The organism is Herbaspirillum sp. DW155, assembly GCF_037076565.1.
GTDB lineage: Bacteria > Pseudomonadota > Gammaproteobacteria > Burkholderiales > Burkholderiaceae_D > Herbaspirillum.
Map to the genome: position 1 here is coordinate 3540840 of NZ_AP029028.1, position 19708 is coordinate 3560547.

The 19708-nt window shown below is 63.3% G+C and carries 18 protein-coding genes and 3 tRNA genes; 11 read left to right on the forward strand and 10 right to left on the reverse strand.

The window, feature by feature from the left end; translation table 11 throughout:
* Nucleotides 1–19: 19 nt before the first annotated feature.
* The 5 genes from AACH55_RS16065 to apbC form a co-directional block, all read right to left on the reverse strand.
* Nucleotides 20–95: transfer RNA gene (locus tag AACH55_RS16065), tRNA-Glu, on the reverse strand.
* 56 nt (nt 96–151) lie between these two features.
* A tRNA-Glu gene (locus AACH55_RS16070) sits at nt 152–227 on the reverse strand.
* Between the two features lie 80 nt (nt 228–307).
* A tRNA-Ala gene (locus AACH55_RS16075) sits at nt 308–383 on the reverse strand.
* A gap of 73 nt (nt 384–456) precedes the next feature.
* Nucleotides 457–1857, reverse strand: coding sequence for a glutamate--tRNA ligase (gene gltX, locus AACH55_RS16080; protein ID WP_338715670.1), 1401 nt, complete (start codon nt 1855–1857; stop codon nt 457–459).
* A gap of 135 nt (nt 1858–1992) precedes the next feature.
* Nucleotides 1993–3081, reverse strand: a complete 1089-nt coding sequence (gene apbC / locus AACH55_RS16085) for an iron-sulfur cluster carrier protein ApbC (protein ID WP_338715671.1) — start codon at nt 3079–3081, stop codon at nt 1993–1995.
* Between the two features lie 231 nt (nt 3082–3312).
* On the opposite strand from apbC, the gene metG reads away from it, so the two are divergent.
* The 7 genes from metG to AACH55_RS16120 all read left to right on the forward strand — a co-directional run bounded on the left by metG (nt 3313) and on the right by AACH55_RS16120 (nt 11239).
* Nucleotides 3313–5376, forward strand: coding sequence for a methionine--tRNA ligase (gene metG / locus AACH55_RS16090; RefSeq protein WP_338715672.1), 2064 nt, complete (start codon nt 3313–3315; stop codon nt 5374–5376).
* 41 nt (nt 5377–5417) lie between these two features.
* Nucleotides 5418–5897: a GNAT family N-acetyltransferase gene (locus AACH55_RS16095; protein ID WP_338715673.1), complete on the forward strand. Its 480-nt coding sequence runs from the start codon at nt 5418–5420 to the stop codon at nt 5895–5897.
* A gap of 215 nt (nt 5898–6112) precedes the next feature.
* Nucleotides 6113–7090: a sugar-binding domain-containing protein gene (locus AACH55_RS16100; protein ID WP_338715674.1), complete on the forward strand. Its 978-nt coding sequence runs from the start codon at nt 6113–6115 to the stop codon at nt 7088–7090.
* A 24-nt stretch (nt 7091–7114) separates the two neighbouring features.
* On the forward strand, nt 7115–8164 hold the full coding sequence (locus AACH55_RS16105; protein ID WP_338715675.1) for an ABC transporter ATP-binding protein: 1050 nt from the start codon (nt 7115–7117) through the stop codon (nt 8162–8164).
* 54 nt (nt 8165–8218) lie between these two features.
* Nucleotides 8219–9511, forward strand: a complete 1293-nt coding sequence (locus AACH55_RS16110) for an ABC transporter substrate-binding protein (RefSeq protein ID WP_338715676.1) — start codon at nt 8219–8221, stop codon at nt 9509–9511.
* 25 nt (nt 9512–9536) lie between these two features.
* Nucleotides 9537–10412: a sugar ABC transporter permease gene (locus AACH55_RS16115; RefSeq protein ID WP_338715677.1), complete on the forward strand. Its 876-nt coding sequence runs from the start codon at nt 9537–9539 to the stop codon at nt 10410–10412.
* Nucleotides 10409–11239 carry a carbohydrate ABC transporter permease gene (locus AACH55_RS16120; RefSeq protein WP_338715678.1) on the forward strand — a complete coding sequence of 277 codons (831 nt, stop codon included), beginning with the start codon at nt 10409–10411 and terminating at the stop codon, nt 11237–11239. Before AACH55_RS16115 ends, AACH55_RS16120 begins: the two co-directional genes overlap by 4 nt.
* A gap of 298 nt (nt 11240–11537) precedes the next feature.
* Here AACH55_RS16120 and AACH55_RS16125 read toward each other — a convergent pair whose 3' ends face one another.
* Complete coding sequence (locus AACH55_RS16125; RefSeq protein ID WP_338715680.1) at nt 11538–12065, reverse strand: hypothetical protein; 528 nt, start codon at nt 12063–12065, stop codon at nt 11538–11540.
* Nucleotides 12066–12135: 70 nt separating this feature from the next.
* Between AACH55_RS16125 and AACH55_RS16130 the strand changes: the two genes are divergently transcribed.
* From AACH55_RS16130 to AACH55_RS16145, 4 genes are read left to right on the forward strand one after another with little or no spacing between them, the layout of a single operon-like run.
* Nucleotides 12136–12339: a DUF3460 family protein gene (locus AACH55_RS16130; protein ID WP_338715681.1), complete on the forward strand. Its 204-nt coding sequence runs from the start codon at nt 12136–12138 to the stop codon at nt 12337–12339.
* A 9-nt stretch (nt 12340–12348) separates the two neighbouring features.
* Nucleotides 12349–13245 (forward strand): ScpA family protein, encoded by an 897-nt coding sequence (locus tag AACH55_RS16135; protein ID WP_034337179.1) that lies wholly within the window; start codon nt 12349–12351, stop codon nt 13243–13245.
* Between the two features lie 56 nt (nt 13246–13301).
* Nucleotides 13302–14141, forward strand: a complete 840-nt coding sequence (gene panC / locus AACH55_RS16140) for a pantoate--beta-alanine ligase (protein ID WP_338715682.1) — start codon at nt 13302–13304, stop codon at nt 14139–14141.
* A 3-nt stretch (nt 14142–14144) separates the two neighbouring features.
* The gene (locus AACH55_RS16145; RefSeq protein WP_338715683.1) at nt 14145–15032 is read left to right on the forward strand and encodes a cobalamin-binding protein; all 888 of its coding nucleotides are present in this window, start codon (nt 14145–14147) and stop codon (nt 15030–15032) included.
* Nucleotides 15033–15118: 86 nt separating this feature from the next.
* Here AACH55_RS16145 and AACH55_RS16150 read toward each other — a convergent pair whose 3' ends face one another.
* The 4 genes from AACH55_RS16150 to AACH55_RS16165 all read right to left on the reverse strand — a co-directional run bounded on the left by AACH55_RS16150 (nt 15119) and on the right by AACH55_RS16165 (nt 19671).
* On the reverse strand, nt 15119–15718 hold the full coding sequence (locus AACH55_RS16150; RefSeq protein WP_338715684.1) for an outer membrane beta-barrel protein: 600 nt from the start codon (nt 15716–15718) through the stop codon (nt 15119–15121).
* 196 nt (nt 15719–15914) lie between these two features.
* Nucleotides 15915–16685, reverse strand: coding sequence for an ABC transporter ATP-binding protein (locus tag AACH55_RS16155; RefSeq protein ID WP_338715685.1), 771 nt, complete (start codon nt 16683–16685; stop codon nt 15915–15917).
* Entirely contained in the window at nt 16682–17665 is a 984-nt protein-coding gene (locus AACH55_RS16160; RefSeq protein ID WP_338715686.1) for an iron ABC transporter permease, read from the reverse strand. Before AACH55_RS16160 ends, AACH55_RS16155 begins: the two co-directional genes overlap by 4 nt.
* Nucleotides 17666–17688: 23 nt before the next feature.
* Complete coding sequence (locus AACH55_RS16165; RefSeq protein ID WP_338715687.1) at nt 17689–19671, reverse strand: TonB-dependent receptor; 1983 nt, start codon at nt 19669–19671, stop codon at nt 17689–17691.
* Nucleotides 19672–19708: the final 37 nt, after the last annotated feature.

Below are 19708 nucleotides of genomic sequence, written 5' to 3' on the forward strand. Positions count from 1 at the left end.
ATCGGACTATTTTGCTACCTGGCGTCCCCTGGGGGATTCGAACCCCCGTACTCACCGTGAAAGGGTGATGTCCTAGGCCTCTAGACGAAGGGGACACTGTACCGCTACTTACCTGCGCTGCCTGCTGGGTGACAGCACAGATATCGAAATCTGGCGTCCCCTGGGGGATTCGAACCCCCGTACTCACCGTGAAAGGGTGATGTCCTAGGCCTCTAGACGAAGGGGACAAGCAGGTACTTCACATTACTTCTTGTTTCTACACTTCAAGCTTCGCCTGAAATATCACCGCCAAACATCTGCGGGTCGCTGGTGGAGGTAAGCGGGATCGAACCGCTGACCTCTTGCATGCCATGCAAGCGCTCTCCCAGCTGAGCTATACCCCCGTTGCGAAGAAGCGAGATTATGCAATACCTATTTTCAAAAGACAACATGTTTTTGAAAAATAATTTCTCTTTTTCAAAGATATGCCGCCAAACGTGCCTTAACAGCCTCACGACCAAACAATTGCAGCACGGCGTCAATGGCCGGGGTCTGCAATTGCCCCGCCACGATCAGGCGCAAGGGCATGGCCAGCTGCGGCATCTTGATGCCGTGCGCAGCCAGGACTTCCTTGATCATCGGGGCAATGGCTTCCTTGGTCCATTCCACCGTTGCCACACGCTGGGCAAAGTCGGCCAGCGCCGGCTTGATCGCCTCGGTAATGTGCTGCGCTACCAGCGCCGCATCCGGGGCCGGCTGGCGATAGAACATCAGCGCCGCAGCAGCAATCTCGTTGACGGTATTGGCGCGGTCCTTCAGCAAAGCGATCACGGCCGCCAGATCAGGCGCGCCCTCGAACACCGCACCCTGTGCCTGCAGCAACGGGCGGACCAGATCGGCCAGGCGGGCGTTGTCAGCCAGCTTGATGTAGTGGTTGTTGAGCCAGTTCAGCTTTTCCGGATTGAATTGCGCCGGCGCCTTGGTCAGGTGATCCAGGTCGAACCATTCGCAGAATTGCTGCATCGAGAAAATCTCGTCGTCGCCATGGCTCCAGCCCAGGCGCGCCAGATAGTTCAGCATGGCTTCAGGCAGATAGCCCTGGGCCGGGTAATCCATCACGCTGACCGCGCCATGGCGCTTGGACAGCTTCTCGCCATCCGCACCCAGGATCATCGGCACATGGCCATATTCGGGCAGCGTGCCGCCCAGGGCCTTCAAAATGTTGATCTGGCGCGGCGTATTGTTCACATGGTCGTCGCCACGGATGACGTGGGTGATCTTCATGTCCCAATCGTCCACCACCACGCAGAAGTTGTAGGTGGGGGTGCCGTCGGGACGGGCGATCACCAGATCGTCCAGTTCGCGGTTGGAAATCGTGATAGGGCCCTTGACCACATCGTTCCAGCTGACTTCGCCATCCTGCGGATTCTTGAAACGCACCACCGGCTTGCGGCCTTCCGGGATGGCCGGCAGGGTCTTGCCCGGCTCCGGACGCCAGGTGCCGTCGTAGCGCGGCTTCTCGCCGGCTGCACGCTGGCGCTCGCGCATGGCTTCCACTTCTTCCGGCGTGCAGTAGCAGTAGTAAGCGGTGCCTTGCTCCAGCATTTGCGCGATCACTTCGCGATAGCGATCCATGCGCTTCATCTGGTAGAACGGACCTTCGTCATGCTCCAGCCCCAGCCACTGCATGCCCTCGATGATGGCCTGCACCGCTTCCGGGGTGGAACGCTCGACGTCGGTATCTTCGATGCGCAGCACGAAGGTGCCGCCGAAGCGACGGGCGTAGGCCCAGGAGAACAGCGCCGTGCGGGCGCCGCCCAGATGCAGGTAGCCGGTGGGGCTGGGAGCGAAACGGGTACGAACTTGAGTGGCAGTCATGATAGCGAGTAAAAATCAGGCCGGTCCTGGAGTGCCAGGGCCGGCCATCGGTCAAGCAAAGAAATTCGGAAAGGCGTCATTTTAACGCCTTTGCAGGGCGGCACGCCATGCCGGCAGGCCGCCCCGAGGCGGACCTCAGTCGTTCTGCACCACGATGCTGGGGAACTTGCTGGTCATGTCGCGCGCCTTCTCGGCCACCTTTACGGCGACCTTGCGGGCGATGGTCTTGTAGATCTCGGCCACCTTGCCGTCCGGATCAGCCACCACGGTGGGCTTGCCGGAATCGGTCTGCTGGCGGATTTCCATGGTCAGCGGCAAGGCGCCCAGGAAATCCACGCCAAAGTCCGCACACATCTTCTCCCCGCCACCCACGCCAAAGATGGGCTCGGCATGGCCGCAGTTGGAACAGACGTGCATGCTCATGTTTTCCACGATGCCCAGGATGGGGATGCCGACCTTCTCGAACATGCGCAAACCCTTGCGCGCATCCAGCAGGGCGATGTCCTGCGGGGTGGTCACGATGACCGCACCGGTGACCGGCACCTTCTGCGATAAAGTCAGCTGCACGTCGCCAGTGCCCGGCGGCATGTCAACGATCAGGTAATCCAGGTCACGCCAGTTGGTCTGGTCCAGCAATTGCTGCAGGGCTTGCGTGACGATGGGGCCGCGCCAGACCATGGGTTCGTCCGGATCGATCATGAAACCGATGGACGACACCTGCAGGCCGTGGTTCTCCAGCGGCTCCATGGTCTTGCCATCCTTGGTTTCAGGCTGACCGGAGATGCCCATCATCATGGGCTGCGAAGGACCATAGATATCGGCATCCAGAATACCCACGCGCGCGCCCTCGGCCGACAGCGCCAGCGCGAGATTGACGGCCGTGGTGGACTTGCCCACCCCGCCCTTGCCCGAGGCCACGGCGATGATGTTCTTGACGTTGCTCTTGAGCTTGATGCCGCGCTGCACCGCGTGCGCCACGATCTTGAAATAGACGTTGGCCTCGACAGCGCTCACGCCCGGCAGCTTGCCCAGCGCCGCTTCGACCAGCTGGCGGATCGGCGCGATCTGGCTGGCCGCCGGATAGCCCAGCTCCACGTCCAGCAGCACACGACCGCCCTCGACGCGGATGTTGCGGGCTTCCTTGCCCCGGATCAGGTCACGGCCGGTATTAGGGTCGATCACCTGCAACAGGGCCGCCTTGATCTCTTCCACGGTAATGCTCATTGGTTCTCCTTGCTCAGAACCCGCAAGTCTAAACCAATCGCGCCAGCGCCGCCCTGTGCGGCGATCAAAGCGCCCCTTGCAAAACCCTTCATATTGATTGCAACGGAGCAACTACTGCGCCCAAGGCCCGCTGGCTGATAGAATGCCCCTCTTTCATGGCAGTTTTATTGCAGTTTTCTTGCTATTTCGGCGCGCCTGCGCCTTAACCCACTTGCATCGTCCGTATCGCCAATGAGCACTTCCGCACCTCGCCAACTCTTCGTCACGACCGCACTCCCCTACGCCAACGGCGCTTTCCACATCGGCCACATCATGGAATACATCCAGGCCGACATCTGGGTCCGGTTCCAGCGAATGCAGGGCAATGAGGTGCACTTCGTCGGTGCCGACGACGCCCACGGCGCGCCCATCATGATCGCCGCCGAAAAGGCCGGCATCACGCCGCAGCAGTTCGTGGCCAACATCGCCGCCGGCCGCAAGCAGTACCTGGATGGCTTCCACATCGCCTTCGACAACTGGAGTTCCACCGACAGCCCGGAAAACCACGAACTGTCGCAAGAGATCTACCGCGCCCTGCGCGACGAGGCCAAGCTGATCTCCACCAAGACCATCGACCAGTTCTACGATCCGGTGAAGAACATGTTCCTGCCGGACCGCTACATCAAGGGCGAATGCCCCAAGTGCGGCACCAAGGACCAGTACGGCGACTCCTGCGAGAACTGCAGCGCGGTCTATGCGCCCACCGACCTGAAGAACCCGTACTCGACCCTCTCCGGCGCCACGCCCGTGATGAAGTCCTCCGAGCACTTCTTCTTCAAGCTGTCCGACCCGAAGTGCGTGGCCTTCCTGCGCGAATGGGCGCTGGACAACAACCGCCTGCAACCGGAGGTGGCCAACAAGGCCAAGGAATGGCTGGATGGCGAAGGCGGCCTGGGCGACTGGGACATCAGCCGCGACGCGCCCTACTTCGGCATCGAGATTCCGGATGCACCGGGCAAGTATTTCTACGTCTGGCTGGACGCCCCCATCGGCTACCTGGCCTCGCTGAAGAACTACTTCGCCAAGACCGGCCGCGACTTCGACGCCTTCATGGCCGACGACAAGACCGAGCAGTACCACTTCATCGGCAAGGACATCACCTACTTCCACACCCTGTTCTGGCCCGCCATGCTCAAGTTCGCCGGCCGCAAGACGCCGACCAACGTCTTTGCGCACGGTTTCATCACCGTCAGCGGGGAGAAGATGTCCAAGTCGCGCGGCACCGGCATCTCGCCGCTGCGCTATCTGGACATCGGCATGAACCCGGAATGGCTGCGCTACTACATCGCCGCCAAGTTGAACGCCAAGGTGGAAGACGTGGACTTCAATCCGGACGACTTCGTTGCCCGCGTCAATGCCGACCTGATCGGCAAGTACGTCAACATCGCCAGCCGTGCCGCCGGTTTCATCGCCAAGCGTTTCGAAGGCCGCGTGTCGACCCAGTGGGCCAGCGCTGACGACGCCTTCCTGACCAGGCTGCGCGGCGTGGCCGACGAGATCCGCAGCCTCTACGAGCAGCGCGAATACGGCAAGGCCCTGCGCCTGGTGATGGAGCAAGCCGACGCCATCAACGCCTACGTCGATGCCAACAAGCCCTGGGAACTGGCCAAGGACAGCAGCAAGGACGCGCAACTGCATGAAGTCTGCAGCCGCCTGCTGGAAGCCTTCCGCATCCTGACCGTCTACCTGAAACCGGTGCTGCCGCAACTGGCCGCCCAGGTGGAAGCCTTCCTGCAGGTCCAGCCGTTCCAGTGGACCGATGTGGCCGTACCGCTGGCCGATGGCCACGTCATCAATGCCTATTCGCACCTGATGCAGCGGGTCGATCCCAAGATGCTGGATGCCCTGTTCGAAGCGCCGGAAGCGCCTGCGGCCGCACCTGCGGCGGCTGAAAGCGCGATCGAAGAACTGGCCCCGGAAATTTCCATCGATGACTTCGCCAAGGTCGACCTGCGCATCGCCAAGATCGTCAACTGCGAAGCCGTGGAAGGTTCCACCAAGCTGCTGCGCCTGACCCTGGATGCTGGCGAAGGCCGCACCCGCAACGTCTTCTCCGGTATCGCCTCGGCCTATAAGCCGGAAGAACTGGTCGGCAAGCTGACCGTGATGGTGGCCAACCTGGCGCCGCGCAAGATGAAGTTCGGCGTGTCCGAAGGCATGGTGCTGGCGGCCTCGGCCAAGGATGAGAAGGCCAATCCGGGCATCTACGTGCTCAACCCCTGGCCGGGTGCCGAGCCGGGCATGCGCGTGCGCTAAGCCACGCGCCGCCGATAGCCTGTGCAGGAGGAAAGATCGTCATGAACCTGGTGATACGTGAAGCCACCTCGGAAGATGCCAGCCTGATCGCCGAACTGACCCGTCACAGCTGGGCCAACAAGGTGGCACCCAGTTCCTCGGGTCACCGCGAGGCCCCCGACGATGTGCAGGAAGACCTGCAGCATGGCGGCGCCTTCATCCTGCTCCGTGGCGAGACACCGGCCGGCTCGGTGCGCTGGCTGCCGCTCGATACCGAAAGCGATGTCTGGGAAATCCGCCGCATGGGCATCGCCCCGGCCTTCCGGGGTGAGCGCTTGTCCCAGCACCTGATGGAAGCCCTGATCCACCGCGCCCAGTCGGCCGATGTACGCGAACTGCGGCTGGCGGTACGTACCGACCAGGCGCAACTGGTGGACCTGTATGCCGCCTTCGGCTTCGAGATCGCGCCGGAGCTGGAATACACCCGCGCCAATCCACTGGAAGCCCCGCCCATCGTGATGCGGCGGATCATGCGGCACTGAGCCTGTCCCCCTCCTCCTGAAAGCGACGCCTGGTGCGTCGCTTTTCTTTTGCCTCGCCCGGCTCCCTGTAAATCGGAACGTTTGTTCATCATGCGGTAACAATCGCTCGCTACCATCGTGAAAACGTTGTCAGGAGGCCCTGTCCGCCTGGCCTGCCGGGGGGCAGTCCAGGGGCAGGTGCTGAAGATTCACATTCACCGGTAAGCACAATAACAATGGCCCAAGGGGATAGACAGGAAACCGCCTACCTGGCGGTGCGGGTGGCGCGGCTGTATTACTTCCAGAACATGACCACCGCCGCCATCGCCGATGAAATCGGCACCTCGCGCGCGACCGTTTCGCGCCTGCTGTCCTTCGCGCTCGAGCGCGGCCTGGTGGAAATCCGCGTTCACGATCCGCAGCAGGTCTCCGGCAGTCTGGAAGCCGCCATCGCCCATCATTACCGGCTGCGCTCCATCCAGGTGGTCCCGGTGGCCGCCGCCGCCACCGACAAGGAAACCCTGCAGCGCGTCACCTGCCACGCCGCCGCCTGCGTCAATTCGCTGGTCGCACCCGGCACCATCATCGGCCTGGCCTGGGGCACCACGGTGGCGCAGATCGCCGACCAGCTGCTGCCGCGCCACGTGCATGATGTCGATGTGGTGGCGCTCAATGGCTCGGGCAGCGGGGCCAGCTTCATCAACAGTTTCAGCGAATCCATCGTCTCGCGCTTTGCCCACAACTATGGTGCGCGTGCCCATCACCTGCCGGTGCCGGCCTTCTTCGACTACCCCGAAACGCGCAGCGCGCTGTGGCGGGAAAAGAGCATCAAGGCCATCCGCGACCTGCAGGAGCGGGCTTCCATCCTGCTGTTTTCCATCGGGGCCGAGGCGACCGGAAGCTACATTCATACCGCTGGCTATCTGGGTGAAGAAGAACGCCGGATCCTGCGCGAAGACGGCCTGGTCGGCGACATCGCCACCGTCTTCTTCCGCGCCGATGGCAGCTGGCGCGACGTCGCCATCAATGCCCGCAACAGCGGCCCCGACATGGACTGCTTCGCCCGCGCCGCGCACTCGCTGTGCGTGGTCTCCGGCACCGGCAAGCTGCCGGGCCTCAAAGCGGCGCTGCGCGGCGGCTTCATCAACGAACTGATCATCGACGAACCGAGTGCGCGCCTGCTGGTGGAGCAGATCCGCAGCGGCGCGGCGTGATCGCATCACCACGAGGAACCAAGCATGGCAGCCATCTCCTTGCAGGGCGTCTGCAAGCACTGGGGTCAAGCCCAGGCGGTGAGCAACATCGATTTCGAGGTCAAGTCGGGGCAGTTCACCGTCCTGCTGGGGCCTTCGGGCTGCGGCAAGTCGACTACCCTGCGCCTGATCGCGGGACTGGACAAACCCACCTCCGGCAGCATCCACATCGGCGGACGCGATGTCACGCAACTGCCCCCGGCCCAGCGCAAGATTTCCATGGTGTTCCAGTCGTATGCGCTGTTCCCGCACCTGAGCGTGCGCGACAACATCCTCTTCGGCGTGCGCGTGCGCAAGGAGCCGCGCGCCGGCTACGAATCACGCCTGAAGCGCGTGGCCGATATCCTCGGCCTGTCGCACCTGCTGGAGCGCCGCCCCGCGCAGCTCTCCGGTGGCCAGCAGCAGCGCGTGGCGCTGGGCCGGGCCATCATTGCAGATGCGCCGGTCTGCCTGATGGATGAGCCGCTCTCCAACCTCGATGCCCAGCTGCGCCAGGAAATGCGCCGCGAAATCCGCGCCCTGCAACAGCAGCTGAACATGACCATGGTCTACGTCACCCACGACCAGACCGAAGCCATGAGCATGGCCGACCAGGTGATCCTGCTGCGCGAAGGCCGCATCGAACAGGATGCCGCCCCCGCCGATCTCTACGCCCAGCCGGCCACGGCCTTTGCGGCCCGCTTCATCGGCACGCCGCCGATGAACCTGCTGCCGCTGGCCCCCCACGCCCAAGGATTGGTCATCCGCGGCAGCGATGTGATCCTGCGTGACCTCGGCCAGGCGCCCTTGCAACTGGGCCTGCGTCCGGAACACATCCGCCTGGCCGCTCCCAGCGAGTCGTGCGTGCCCGCCGTGGTCGAGACGGTCGAATACTTCGGTGCAGACACCATCATTGGCGCGCGCATTGGCAGCGCCTCGCTGCTGGTGCGCGCTGCCGGGCAACACCGGTTCAACGCAGGCCAACCGGTGCACCTGGCCTGGGACGCCCGCGACCAGTACTTCTTCGATCAGGAAAGCGGTCTGCGCCGCGCCTGATCCCCTCGATGATTTCCGCAGCAAGCCAACCCATCCACCTCATGGAGATGCATCATGCGTAGAACCTTCCTCAAGTCCCTGGCCGCCCTGGCTGTCTCAGCCGCCTTCTGTGCGCCGGTGCTGGCCGCCAATCCGGTCGAGATCAGCTTCTATTACCCGGTCGCCGTGGGCGGCGCAGTCACCAAGACCATCGACAGCATGGTGGCTGACTTCGAGAAGGCCAATCCCGACATCAAGGTCAAGGCCATCTATGCCGGCACCTACCAGGAAAGCATCGTCAAGGCGCTGACCGCCTTCAAGGGCGGCACCCCGCCGACCCTGGCCGTGCTCCTCTCGACCGACCTCTTCACCCTGATCGACGAGAATGCCATCGTCCCCATCGACAGCCTGGCTGGCAGCGCTGAAGACAAGAAGTGGATAGATGGCTTCTACAAGGGCTTCATGGAAAACAGCCAGACCGATGGCAAGACCTGGGGCATTCCCTTCCAGCGCTCGACCATCGTGATGTACTACAACAAGACCCTGTTCAAGGAAGCCGGCCTGAACCCGGAGAAGGCCCCGGCCAACTGGAACGAAATGGTCGAAGCCGCCAAGAAGCTGACCAGGCGCGACGCTGCCGGCAACGTCACCCAGTGGGGCGTGAAGATTCCTTCCACCGGCTTCGGCTACTGGATGTTCCAGGCCATGACCGCCTCCAATGACACCCTCCTCATGAACAGCACTGGCACCAAGACCTATTTCGACAAGCCGGGCGCGGTGCAGGCCCTGCAACACTGGGTCGACCTGACCACCCGTGACAAGGTGATGCCGGCCGGTTCCATCGAGTGGGGCACCACGCCCAAGGACTTCCTGGAGCAGAAGGCCGCCATGGTCTGGACCACCACCGGCAACCTGACCAACATCCGCACCAACGCCAGCTTCCCCTTCGGCGTGGCCATGCTGCCGGGCATCAGGCATCCGGGCAGCCCCACCGGCGGCGGCAACTTCTACGTCTTCAACAAGACCTCGCCGGCCGAGCAGCAGGCCGCCATGAAGTTCATCCGCTTCGCCACCGAGCCGGCGCGCGCGGCGCAGTGGTCGATTGCTACCGGCTACGTGGCGCCGCGCCAGGATGCCTGGGATACCCCGGAGATGAAGAAATATCTGCAGGACGTGCCGGCCGCCGATGTCGCACGCGAGCAGATGAAGTACGGCGTGGCCGAACTGTCCACCCACGACAACCAGCGCGTGACCAAGGCCCTGAACGACAACCTGCAGGCCGCCTTGTCCGGCACCAAGACGCCGGAAGCAGCCTTGAAGGATGCCCAGCGCGAAGCCGAGCGCATCCTGCGCGCCTACGGCCGCTAAGCGCTCCGTTGCACAAGGCCTGCCGATGAAACGCCTGCCCTCCTCCGTGCTGCCCTGGCTGCTGCTCTCGCCGGCGATGGTGCTGCTGATTGCCTTCACGCACTACCCGGCGTTGGCGACGCTCTGGCACAGCTTCTTTTCCACACCCAAGGGAGCCCGGCCATCGGTCTTCGTCGGACTGGAGAATTACCGGCTGATGGCGGACGATCCGGTGTTCTGGCAGGCCCTGTGCAACAACCTCTGGTTTGCCCTGGGCACCATCCCGCTGGCCATTGCCCTGGCCATCCTGATGGCGCTGTGGGTCAATGAGAAACTGGCCGGGCGCGGCGTGCTGCGCCTGGCCTATTTCACCCCGACGGTGCTGCCGATGATCGCGGTGGCCAATATCTGGCTGTTCTTCTATACGCCGCAATATGGCCTGCTGGAGCAGATCACCGGCGCGCTCGGCCTGCCCTCGCACAACTGGCTGGGCAATCCGCAGACCGTGCTGGGTGCGCTGATGGTGGTGGCGGTATGGAAGGAAGCAGGATTCTTCATGATCTTCTACCTGGCCGCGCTGCAGCAGATCTCGCCGGTGCTGGCCGAAGCCGCGGCACTGGAAGGAGCATCGCGCTGGCAATACTTCTGGCGCGTGCAGTTCCCGCTGCTGATGCCCACCACGCTCTTCGTGCTCATCAATGCGCTCATCAACGCCTTCCGCCTGGTGGACCACATCGTGGTAATGACCAAGGGCGGGCCGGACAACGCCAGTTCCCTGCTGCTTTATTACATCTATGAAGTTGGCTTCGCCTTCTGGGATTCTTCCTACGCTGCAGCCCTGACGGTAGTGCTGCTGGCCCTGTTGGGACTGATTGCACTGGTGAAGTTTCGTGTACTTGATCGCCGGACCCATTACCAATGATCGCGCCCACCTCGCCTTTCGCCGAACGCCATCGCGCGCTGGAAACCGTCTCTGCCTGGGTGCTGGCGCTGCTGTGGCTGCTGCCGCTGTTGTATGCGCTGTGGACGGCCTTTCATCCGGCCGCCTTCGCTACCAGGTTCGTGCCGGACGCCCCGCTGACGCTACAGAATTTCGTCAACGCCTGGCAGGCCGCGCCTTTTCCGCGCTATTTCCTCAATACCTTCCTGCTGGTGACATTGATCCTGGTGGCGCAGCTGATCCTCTCCACCCTGGCGGCCTATGCGTTTGCCCGCTTCACTTTTCGGGGCAGCAATGTGATGTTCATGCTGGTACTGCTGCAACTGATGGTGATGCCCGACATCCTCATCGTGGAAAACTACCAGACCATGAACCTGCTGGGCCTGCGCGACACCATCCTCTCGATTGGCCTGCCCTACTTCGCCTCGGCCTTCGGCATCTTCCTGCTGCGCCAGACCTTCAAGACGGTGCCGCGCGAACTGGATGAAGCCGCCACCGTAGAGGGCGCATCGGCCTGGCAGATCCTGATGCAGGTGTATGTGCCGCTGGCCAGGCCGATCTATATCGCCTTCGGGCTGGTGTCGGTGAGCACCCACTGGAACAACTTCCTGTGGCCGCTGATCGTGACCAATTCGGTGGAATCGCGCCCGCTGACGGTGGGCCTGCAAGTGTTCTCCTCCACCGACCAGGGGGTGGACTGGTCCATCATCACGGCGGCCACGCTGATGACCTCTGCGCCGCTGCTGCTGGCGTTCCTGCTGTTTCAGCGGCAGTTTGTGCAGTCGTTCATGCGGGCGGGGATACGCTGAAGAGATTGGTTTCAGATCAATGACTCACTCGTGCAAGCTGAACCGCAATCTGGGCCAACAGATGATCGATGTCAGAAATCGCAACGTTGATTCTGGCCCCAAAAAAGCAGAAGAGAAACTGCTTACGCTGACATGGGAAAATGAATAGCGCTAACCCGCATTCAACCCATGCTGTTGGATGACCTGAATGTCAGGAGATGACGAGGCGAGATATTGGGGGGAGGGGAACAATAAACCGGCAAGAATGCAAAGCTGTATCCATGCTCGGTGCTGCTTTTACTTGCTAAGGCAAACCGTCCTAGTGACCAGAGATTTCCGAAATCGAAGTCCGCACGCCCCTCTTGGTCGTGATGTCGAAATGCACGTTGAAGAGCCGGTCCTCGTGCACGTAGTGATACTTCCAGTCCCACACTTCCTCATTCTTGCGGGCAAACTGCACCACGCTGCGCGGCCGGCCAAATTCGCGGCGGATCTGCTCAGTCGTCATACCCGCGCGGATGGTGTCGAAATGCTCTTGAGTCAGCACTTGTGTGTAATCGATCAAGGTACCGGAGGCTCCGATGCGGAACATCCAGGTCCGGATGCCTTCCGGCCCCTTGGGATATTCCAGGGTCCGGGCCCCGCCACCGTCTTCCCAGACGGTATCGGGCTGGCCCATCACGCCGCGCACGTCGGCTTCGCTGGAAACACCCTTTTGCAGCTTGTCCAAACCGAACTCCTCGATGGGATTGCCATTGCGGTCGCAGCCGAACAGGGCCAAAGCAGCGAGCAAAGCGCCGAAATGACCGGCGTGGCGGCGCAGGCGGGTGAAGATGGGTTCATGCATAGGAATTGATTATCCCTGATGAAGACAAGGTAAAATACGGCTTCTGTGTAACATTTGGCCTGAAAATATCATGCTCTTCGGAAAAAAGACCACCTACGTATCTGAAATCACCCAGTTCATCGACGAACTGAAGACGAAGAACCCGAAGCTGGAAGAGTCCCAACGCGCCGGCCGCGCCCTGCTGTGGGACAAGGAACCGCTGGATCTGGACAAGGCCGCCCGCGAGAAAGCCTCCCGCGTGGCCCAGCAGCCCTACGTTTACCAGAGCCACTAAGCTGTTGGCATGACGGTTCAAGCAGGTGGCGCCGATCCCGCCGGCCAGCCCGGCGCGGAGCCTAGCGCCGACGCCATCGACATCACTCCCGCAGGACAGCAGGACACCACGCCCGACGTGATCGACGGCGTGGCATTGGCGCGCCTGTACGGCGAGCCGCTGTTCCAGCTGCCCAACGACCTCTACATCCCGCCGGATGCGCTGGAAGTCTTCCTGGAGGCCTTCCAGGGACCGCTGGACCTGCTGCTGTACCTGATCCGCAAGCAGAACTTCAACATCCTCGATATCCCGCTGGCGCAAGTCACCGCCCAGTATCTGGAATACGTCGAGCAGATCCGCAAGCAGAACCTGGAACTGGCCGCCGAATACCTGCTGATGGCCGCCATGCTCATCGAAATCAAGTCGCGCATGCTGCTGCCGGCCAAGAAGGCCGAGCCCGGCGAGGAGCCGGAAGATCCGCGCGCCGAACTGGTGCGCCGCCTGCTGGAATATGAACAGATCAAGCTGGCCGCCCAGGAGCTGGACCAGTTGCCGCAAGTCGGCCGCGACTACGTGCGCACCCAGGTTCACATCGAGCAGACCGTGGTCACGCGCTGGCCCGAGGTCGACATCGATGACCTCAAGGCGGTCTGGGCCGATATCTTGAAGCGCGCCAAGCTGACCCAGCATCACCACATCAGCCGTGAAGAATTGTCAGTGCGCGAGCACATGACGGGCATCCTGCGGCGTTTGCAATCGGCGCGTTTCGTCGAGTTCTCGGACCTCTTCGATCCCTCGCGCGGGGTGCCGGTGGTGGTGGTCAACTTCATCGCCCTGCTTGAGCTGGCCAAGGAAACGCTGATCGAAATCACCCAGGCCGAAGCCTTCGCTCCGATCTATGTCAGACTGTCTTACTCGCCCAGCTGAACGGGCGCAGCAGACCGGCAACCGGGCCTGAGTCCGCCCGCAACCAGAGAATCCGCATGAAAATCATTTCCTCCATCGAAGAACTCCGCGACCACCTGCGCGGCCAGCTGCGCACCGCCTTCGTGGCCACCATGGGCAATCTGCATGAAGGCCATCTCTCGCTGATGCGCCTGGCGCGCACCCACGGCGACCCGGTGGTGGCCTCGATCTTCGTGAATCGCCTGCAGTTCGGCCCCAACGAGGACTTCGACAAGTATCCCCGCACCTTCCAGGCCGACGTCGAGAAACTGGAAAAGGAAGGCGTCTACGTACTCTTCGCCCCGACCGAAAAGGACATGTACCCGGAACCGCAGGAATACCGCGTGCAGCCGCCCAATGACCTGGGCAACATCCTGGAGGGCGAATTCCGTCCCGGTTTCTTCACCGGCGTCTCCACCGTGGTGATGAAACTGTTCTCCTGTGTGCAGCCGCGCGTGGCCGTGTTCGGCAAGAAGGATTACCAGCAGTTGATGATCGTGCGCAACATGGCGCGCCAGTTTGCCCTGCCTACCGAAATCGTCGGCGCCGAAACCTACCGCGCCGAAGACGGCCTGGCGCTGTCCTCGCGCAACGGCTACCTGTCGCCTGAAGAACGCGCCGAGGCGCCGTTGCTCTACCAGGTGCTCAACGACGTCGCCAATGAAGTGCGCGGCGGCCAGCACGACCTCGCCCTGGCCGAGCGCGTGGCCATGGAACGTCTGGCCGGGCGTGGCTGGAAGCCCGACTACGTGGCCGTGCGCAAGCGCATCGATCTGCAACCGCCAACGCCGACCGACATGGAGCAAGGCGCAGCACTGGTGGTGCTGTCGGCGGCCAAGCTGGGCGCCACCCGCCTGATCGACAATCTGGAAATCTGAGCCATGCGCAGGCCGGCAGGCTGGCTGCTGTCCCTGGCGGCATTGCTGGCCGCCGATGCCGCCCACGCCAGCATCACCATCCAGGATGACCTGGGCCAGCGCGTCACCCTGGCCCAGCCGGCGCGCCGCATCATCAGCCTGGCGCCGCATGTGACCGAGCTGCTCTACGCTGCCGGTGCGGGCGAGCAGATCGTCGGCGCCAGCCTTCACAGCGACTATCCTCCGCAAGCCGCACGCCTGCCCAGCCTGGGCGGCTACAACGCGCTCGACATCGAGCGCATCGCCAGCCTCAAGCCCGACCTCATCGTGGCCTGGCACAGCGGCAACAAGCCCTCGCAGTTGGCGCGTCTGCGCAGCCTGGGCATTCCCGTCTTCGAGAGTCAGCCGACCGACTTCGGCATGATCGCCTCATCGCTGGAAAGACTGGGCCAGCTGGCCGGTACCGATGCCACCGCACAGTCCGCCGCCGCAGCCTTCCGCTCGCGCTGGCAGCAGCTGGCGGCGCAATACCGGGGACGCGCCCCGGTCACCGTGTTCTATCAGATCTGGAGCCAGCCACTGATGACGCTCAACGGGCAACACATGGTCTCTGCCGTGCTGCGCCTGTGCGGCGGCCGCAACATATTCAGTGACCTGCCGCAACTGGCGCCCACCGTCAGCATGGAAGCCGTGCTGGCGGCCGATCCGCAAGTCATCCTCACGGCCGGTGATGCCCGCGACCAGCCGCTGGAGCGCTGGAAGCAATTCCCCCGCCTGCGCGCGGTGCGCGACGGGCAGCTCTATACGGTCAATGCGGACTGGCTGAACCGCGCCGGGCCCCGCGTGCTGGAGGCGACGCAAGAGGTATGCGGGAAACTGGAGCAAGCGCGGTCGATAGCGCCTGCGCCATAAGACACCTCCCTTTCAGGCAACATCCAAAAAAAATCCCTCCGCCAGGGAGGGATTTTCTAGACCTGCAAACTGCAGACAAGTGCTTCTTAGAACTTGTACTTCACACCAGCCGAATACAGGTTCATCTTGTTGTCGCTTTCTCCGCCCAGCTTTTCGAAGTGGGTGTAGCCGACGTTGATGCCAACGTTCTGCGAAACGCTGAATTCATAGCCCAGGCCAACCAGGTAGCCCGTACCGGTCTGCGAGAAGGAGCTCGTGCCGGACGGCTGGCTCAGTTCCAGAGAAACCTTGGAACGGGTAGCGCCTGCCTTCAGGTACAGACCCGGGACGAATTCGGTGAACTTGTAGATCACGGACAGATCCGCGCCCTTGACGTTGGCCTTCACGTTGTAACGCACGGTCCCGGTGCGGTTGGTGCCGTCCTGCTTGAAATCGTCGGTGCCGAAGTAGCCCAGTTCCACGGCGAAGTTCTTATTGAACTGATAACCAACCAGGGCGCGCAGCGCTGCGGCTTCGTTGGTTTCGGAGGTCTTCACGCCGTTGGTCGGCGTGGCGATGGCGTTGATCGAGGCGATGCCGCCTTCGACGCCCACGTACACGCCGCTGTCGGCGCTCTGGGCGGCGGCCGAACCGGCTGCCATCATTGCTGCGATTGCTGCGATTGCTGCTGCGATATTGTTCTTCATTCCTGATTATCCCTAGATGTTATTTGTTAGCACTACGTCAGGGTATTCCCCGGCAGCAATTATATCGAGGGATGAGAACTTGTAAATCTCGGTAAAGGACTTTCAAGTAACTTTTGGCGATTTTTTGCCGAAATACCACATATCGGCACATGAGAATGTGAAGATCTTTACAGTTCCTGAGGTTTTGCGGCACCCTCTATCCCGCCACGAAGATCACTCCGCCCGGGCTCCCGAGGATGACAAAGCGGCATCCGAAGGCCGCTTCCAGCAACGCCGGCTGCATGACGCTCTCCACCGGCCCGGCCTGGGCCGATGCGCCATCGAGCAGCAGGATATGGGAAGCGAAACGTCTCGCCAGATTAATATCGTGACAACTCGCCACCACCGTCTTGCCCTCCCGCGCCAGCCCCTGCAACACTTGCATGACCTGTAATTGCGCGGCAATGTCCTGATGCGAGGTCGGTTCGTCCAGCAGATACAGCGCTGGCGCCTGCACCAGCAAGGTCGCCAGCGCCACGCGCTGCCGCTCGCCGCCCGACAGGCGCAGCAGGTCCTCTGCGCCGAGATGGGCCAGTCCGACCTGCTCGAGCGCCTGGCGTGCCAGGGCCATGTCGCCAGACTGTCCAGCCCAGCCCTCACCATGCGCAAAGCGGCCAGCCATGACGGCCTCCAGCACCGGCAGGGAAAACGCATCCTGCTGATGCTGCAACACCAGCCCGCGCTGTCGGGCCAGTTGCAGCGGCGACAGCGACGACAGCTCTCGTCCCTGCAGCACAATCTGACCTTCATAAGGATGCAGGCCCGCCAGCGCGTGGAGCAGACTGCTCTTGCCCACCCCGTTGCGGCCCAGCACGCACCAGAATTCACCGGCGCCAAGCTGCCAGTCCAGCCCTTGCAACAAGATCCGTAATCCGGCACGCACCGTGAGCTGGCGCGCCTGCAGGAGGACAGGTGAAGACATCTTCATACGCGGCTCCGCGCCAGCAGCCAGAGGAACACCGGCACTCCGATGAGCGCCGTGATCACCCCGACCGGCAGCTGCACCGGCGCCACCACCGTGCGTGCCAGCAGGTCGGCCAGGGTCAGCGCGGCACCGCCCGCCAGCACGCAGGACGGCAACAGCAGGCGCTGGTCGTTGCCGATCACCAGCCGCAGACCGTGCGGCACCACCAGACCGACGAAACCGATGGTCCCGGCCATGGCCACCGCGCCGGCCGTACAGGCGGCCGCCACGCACAGCAACATCACGCGCAGCCGCATCACCGGCACGCCCAGCAATTGCGCAAAGGCGTCGCCGCGCGCCAGCAGGTTCAGCGAAGGGGCATGGCGCCAGCTCCACAACAATGCCAGCAACAGCACCACCACCGTCACCGGCAGGAGACGCGCATCATCGAGGTCGCCGATCAGCCAGAACACCATGCCGCGCAATTGCGCATCGGGTGCCACCGACAAGGCCAGCGAAATCAGGGCGCCAAACCCGGCCGCCAGCATCACTCCGGTCAGCAACAGCCGCTGGCTGGAGAGCAAGGGCGACATGGCCAGATGCCGCAGCGACTGGCGCACCAGTGCGAACAGCAGCAGCATGGCCAGTCCGGCCCCCAGCAAGGCGCCGGGCGCGGTCACCGCCTGCAGCGGCCATCCCAGCCGCAGTGCCGCCAGCATGGCCAGCAAGGCGCCCGCTGCCGAGCCACCGGACAGGCCCAGCACATAAGGATCGGCCAGGGGATTACGCAACAAGACCTGCATCAGCGCCCCCGCCAGCGCCAGCGCGCCGCCCACCGCAAAGGCCGTCAGCGCGCGCGGTACCCGCAGCGACAGCAGCAAGGCCACGCTATCGGACGAAGCCGAGGGACGCAGGCAGCCAGTGCTGCCGCACAGCGCCGCCGCCGACAGGGCCAGCAGGGACAGCAGAAGCAAGATGCACAGCACGGGCAGGCAAGGTCGCATCGGCAGCGGGATCAGGATGGGTTTCAGAAGTCGTAACGGGCCGTGAATTTTACTGCCCGGCCGTCTTCCGGATAGATGCCCGAGACAGCACCGCCACTGCAGTCATAGGCCTGCGAGTAGTACTTGCGGTCAGCCAGGTTGGTGCCGGTCAACGCAAACTCCCAGGCGCTCACCCGCAGCGCATATCGGGCATCGAAGGTAGTGAAGGACGGCATGCGCGCGCAGGTGTTGGCGAAGTCATTGCCCATGCGCTGGCGGTCCACCCAGCGTGCGCCCATCTCCGCACTCTGCTGGCCCGAAGTCCAGTTCAGCCGCGCCGACAGCGTATTGGCCGGCACCAGCGCCAGTTGCTTGCCGCTGTTGTCGCCCGCGTCGAAGCGCGCATTGACGTGCTGGTAGGTGGCGCTGGCCCTCAGGGTCTCGGTCAGTTGCACGCGTCCTTCCAGCTCCACGCCCTGGTGGCGGGTCGGCGCCAGGTTGCTGTTGGCGCCAAAGCCGCCATTGGCGGTGGGATCGTAATACAGTTCGTCGCGCACGCGATGGCGGAACCAGCGTAGCGTCACCTGGCGGGCCGCATTGCCCAGGGTCGCGCCCAGTTCCAGGTCATGCGAGACCTGGGGCTTCAAGACCACGCCGGCGGGCAAGGCGGTGAAGCCGTTCTCGTCGGCCGTGGCCAGGCGATAGCTCTGCCCGGTCTTGATGAAACCGCGCAGCAGCGGCAGCGGCGCGTAGCTGGCCTGCAGGTCCCAGGCGTTGACGGCACTGCTGCGGTCATAGGCGCCGGAGCCACTGAGCTGGGTGAACTGCTCGCGGCGCACGCCGGCGGCCAGCCGGGCATTGTGGTCGAACTCGATTTCATCGCGCAGGTACAGGGCCTTCGAATGCTGGGCAGCATCGCTGTTGCCATAGCTGGCGTTGGTGGCCGAACTCCATTCGGACAGGTCGACCCCGACGATGGCTTCGTTCTTCCACAGGCCGCTCTGCAGCACCTGGCGCAGGCGCGGCGAAAACTGCGTCACACGCACGTTGGTCTGTGCCGACGAGCCGCTGCTGACATACGTGGAGCGCGAAATCTTTTCACGATGCGACAGCTCGGCGGCCAGGTCGACATCGCCGAAGCGGCGTTCCAGGAAGGCCGTGATGCTGTCGTTGTCATAGGAGCCGTGGTCCAGCGGATTGCTGCTCTGGCGCGGATTGGCCTCGTATTGCGCCTGACTGAGACTGCCCGGCAGGCCGAAATCGGCACGCGAGAGGTTGGCGCGCAAGCCGAAGCGCCAGTCGCTGGCGAACCACTGCACCGTGGTACTGGTGTTTTCCTGGTTGGCACGGCTGTTGTCGCGCCAGTTGTCGGCGTGCGATCTGGCATAGCTGGCGTCGATGGACATGTTCTCCCAGCCGCGTGAAACCGCCGCCCGGCCGGCGCGCTGGCCGTTGCTGCCGACCTCGGCCACCACGGTGCCGTGCGCCGCACTGGCTTGCGGGCGGCGCGTGATGATCTGGATGACGCCGCCGGTGGCGCCGCTGCCATAGAGCACGCTGCTGCCGCCGCGCACGATCTCGATGCGTTCGATGGTCTCGATGGGAATCGAGGACAGCAGCGGCGTGGTCAGCTCATTCTCGGAAATACGGACGCCATCGACCAGCACCACCATGTTCTGGTCGCCATTGGCGCCGAAACCGCGCAGGTCCAGCGGGAAGTCGCGCGGACCGGCCAGGCTCTGACGCCCGTAGACGCCACCCAGCTTGCGGATGGCTTCGTTGGCATCGCCGATGCCGGCCGCGCGGATCTGCTCGGCGGTGATGACGGTGGCGGCCACCGGCGGGAAGGCCGGATCATTGGGAAAGCGCGAGGCCGACACCACCACGGCCGACAACGGCGGGTCGGCGTCAGGGCGGGCAGCCAGCGCCGTATGCGCCAGAGCGGCCAGGATCAGCGCCGAACCGGCGCGCAGGGCAAAACGGGGACGGGGGCCGCCGTGGCAGGCCCGGAAATAAGCGATATGCATGAAAAAGCCAGGTGATGAAGGTGTACAGCCTGCCTCC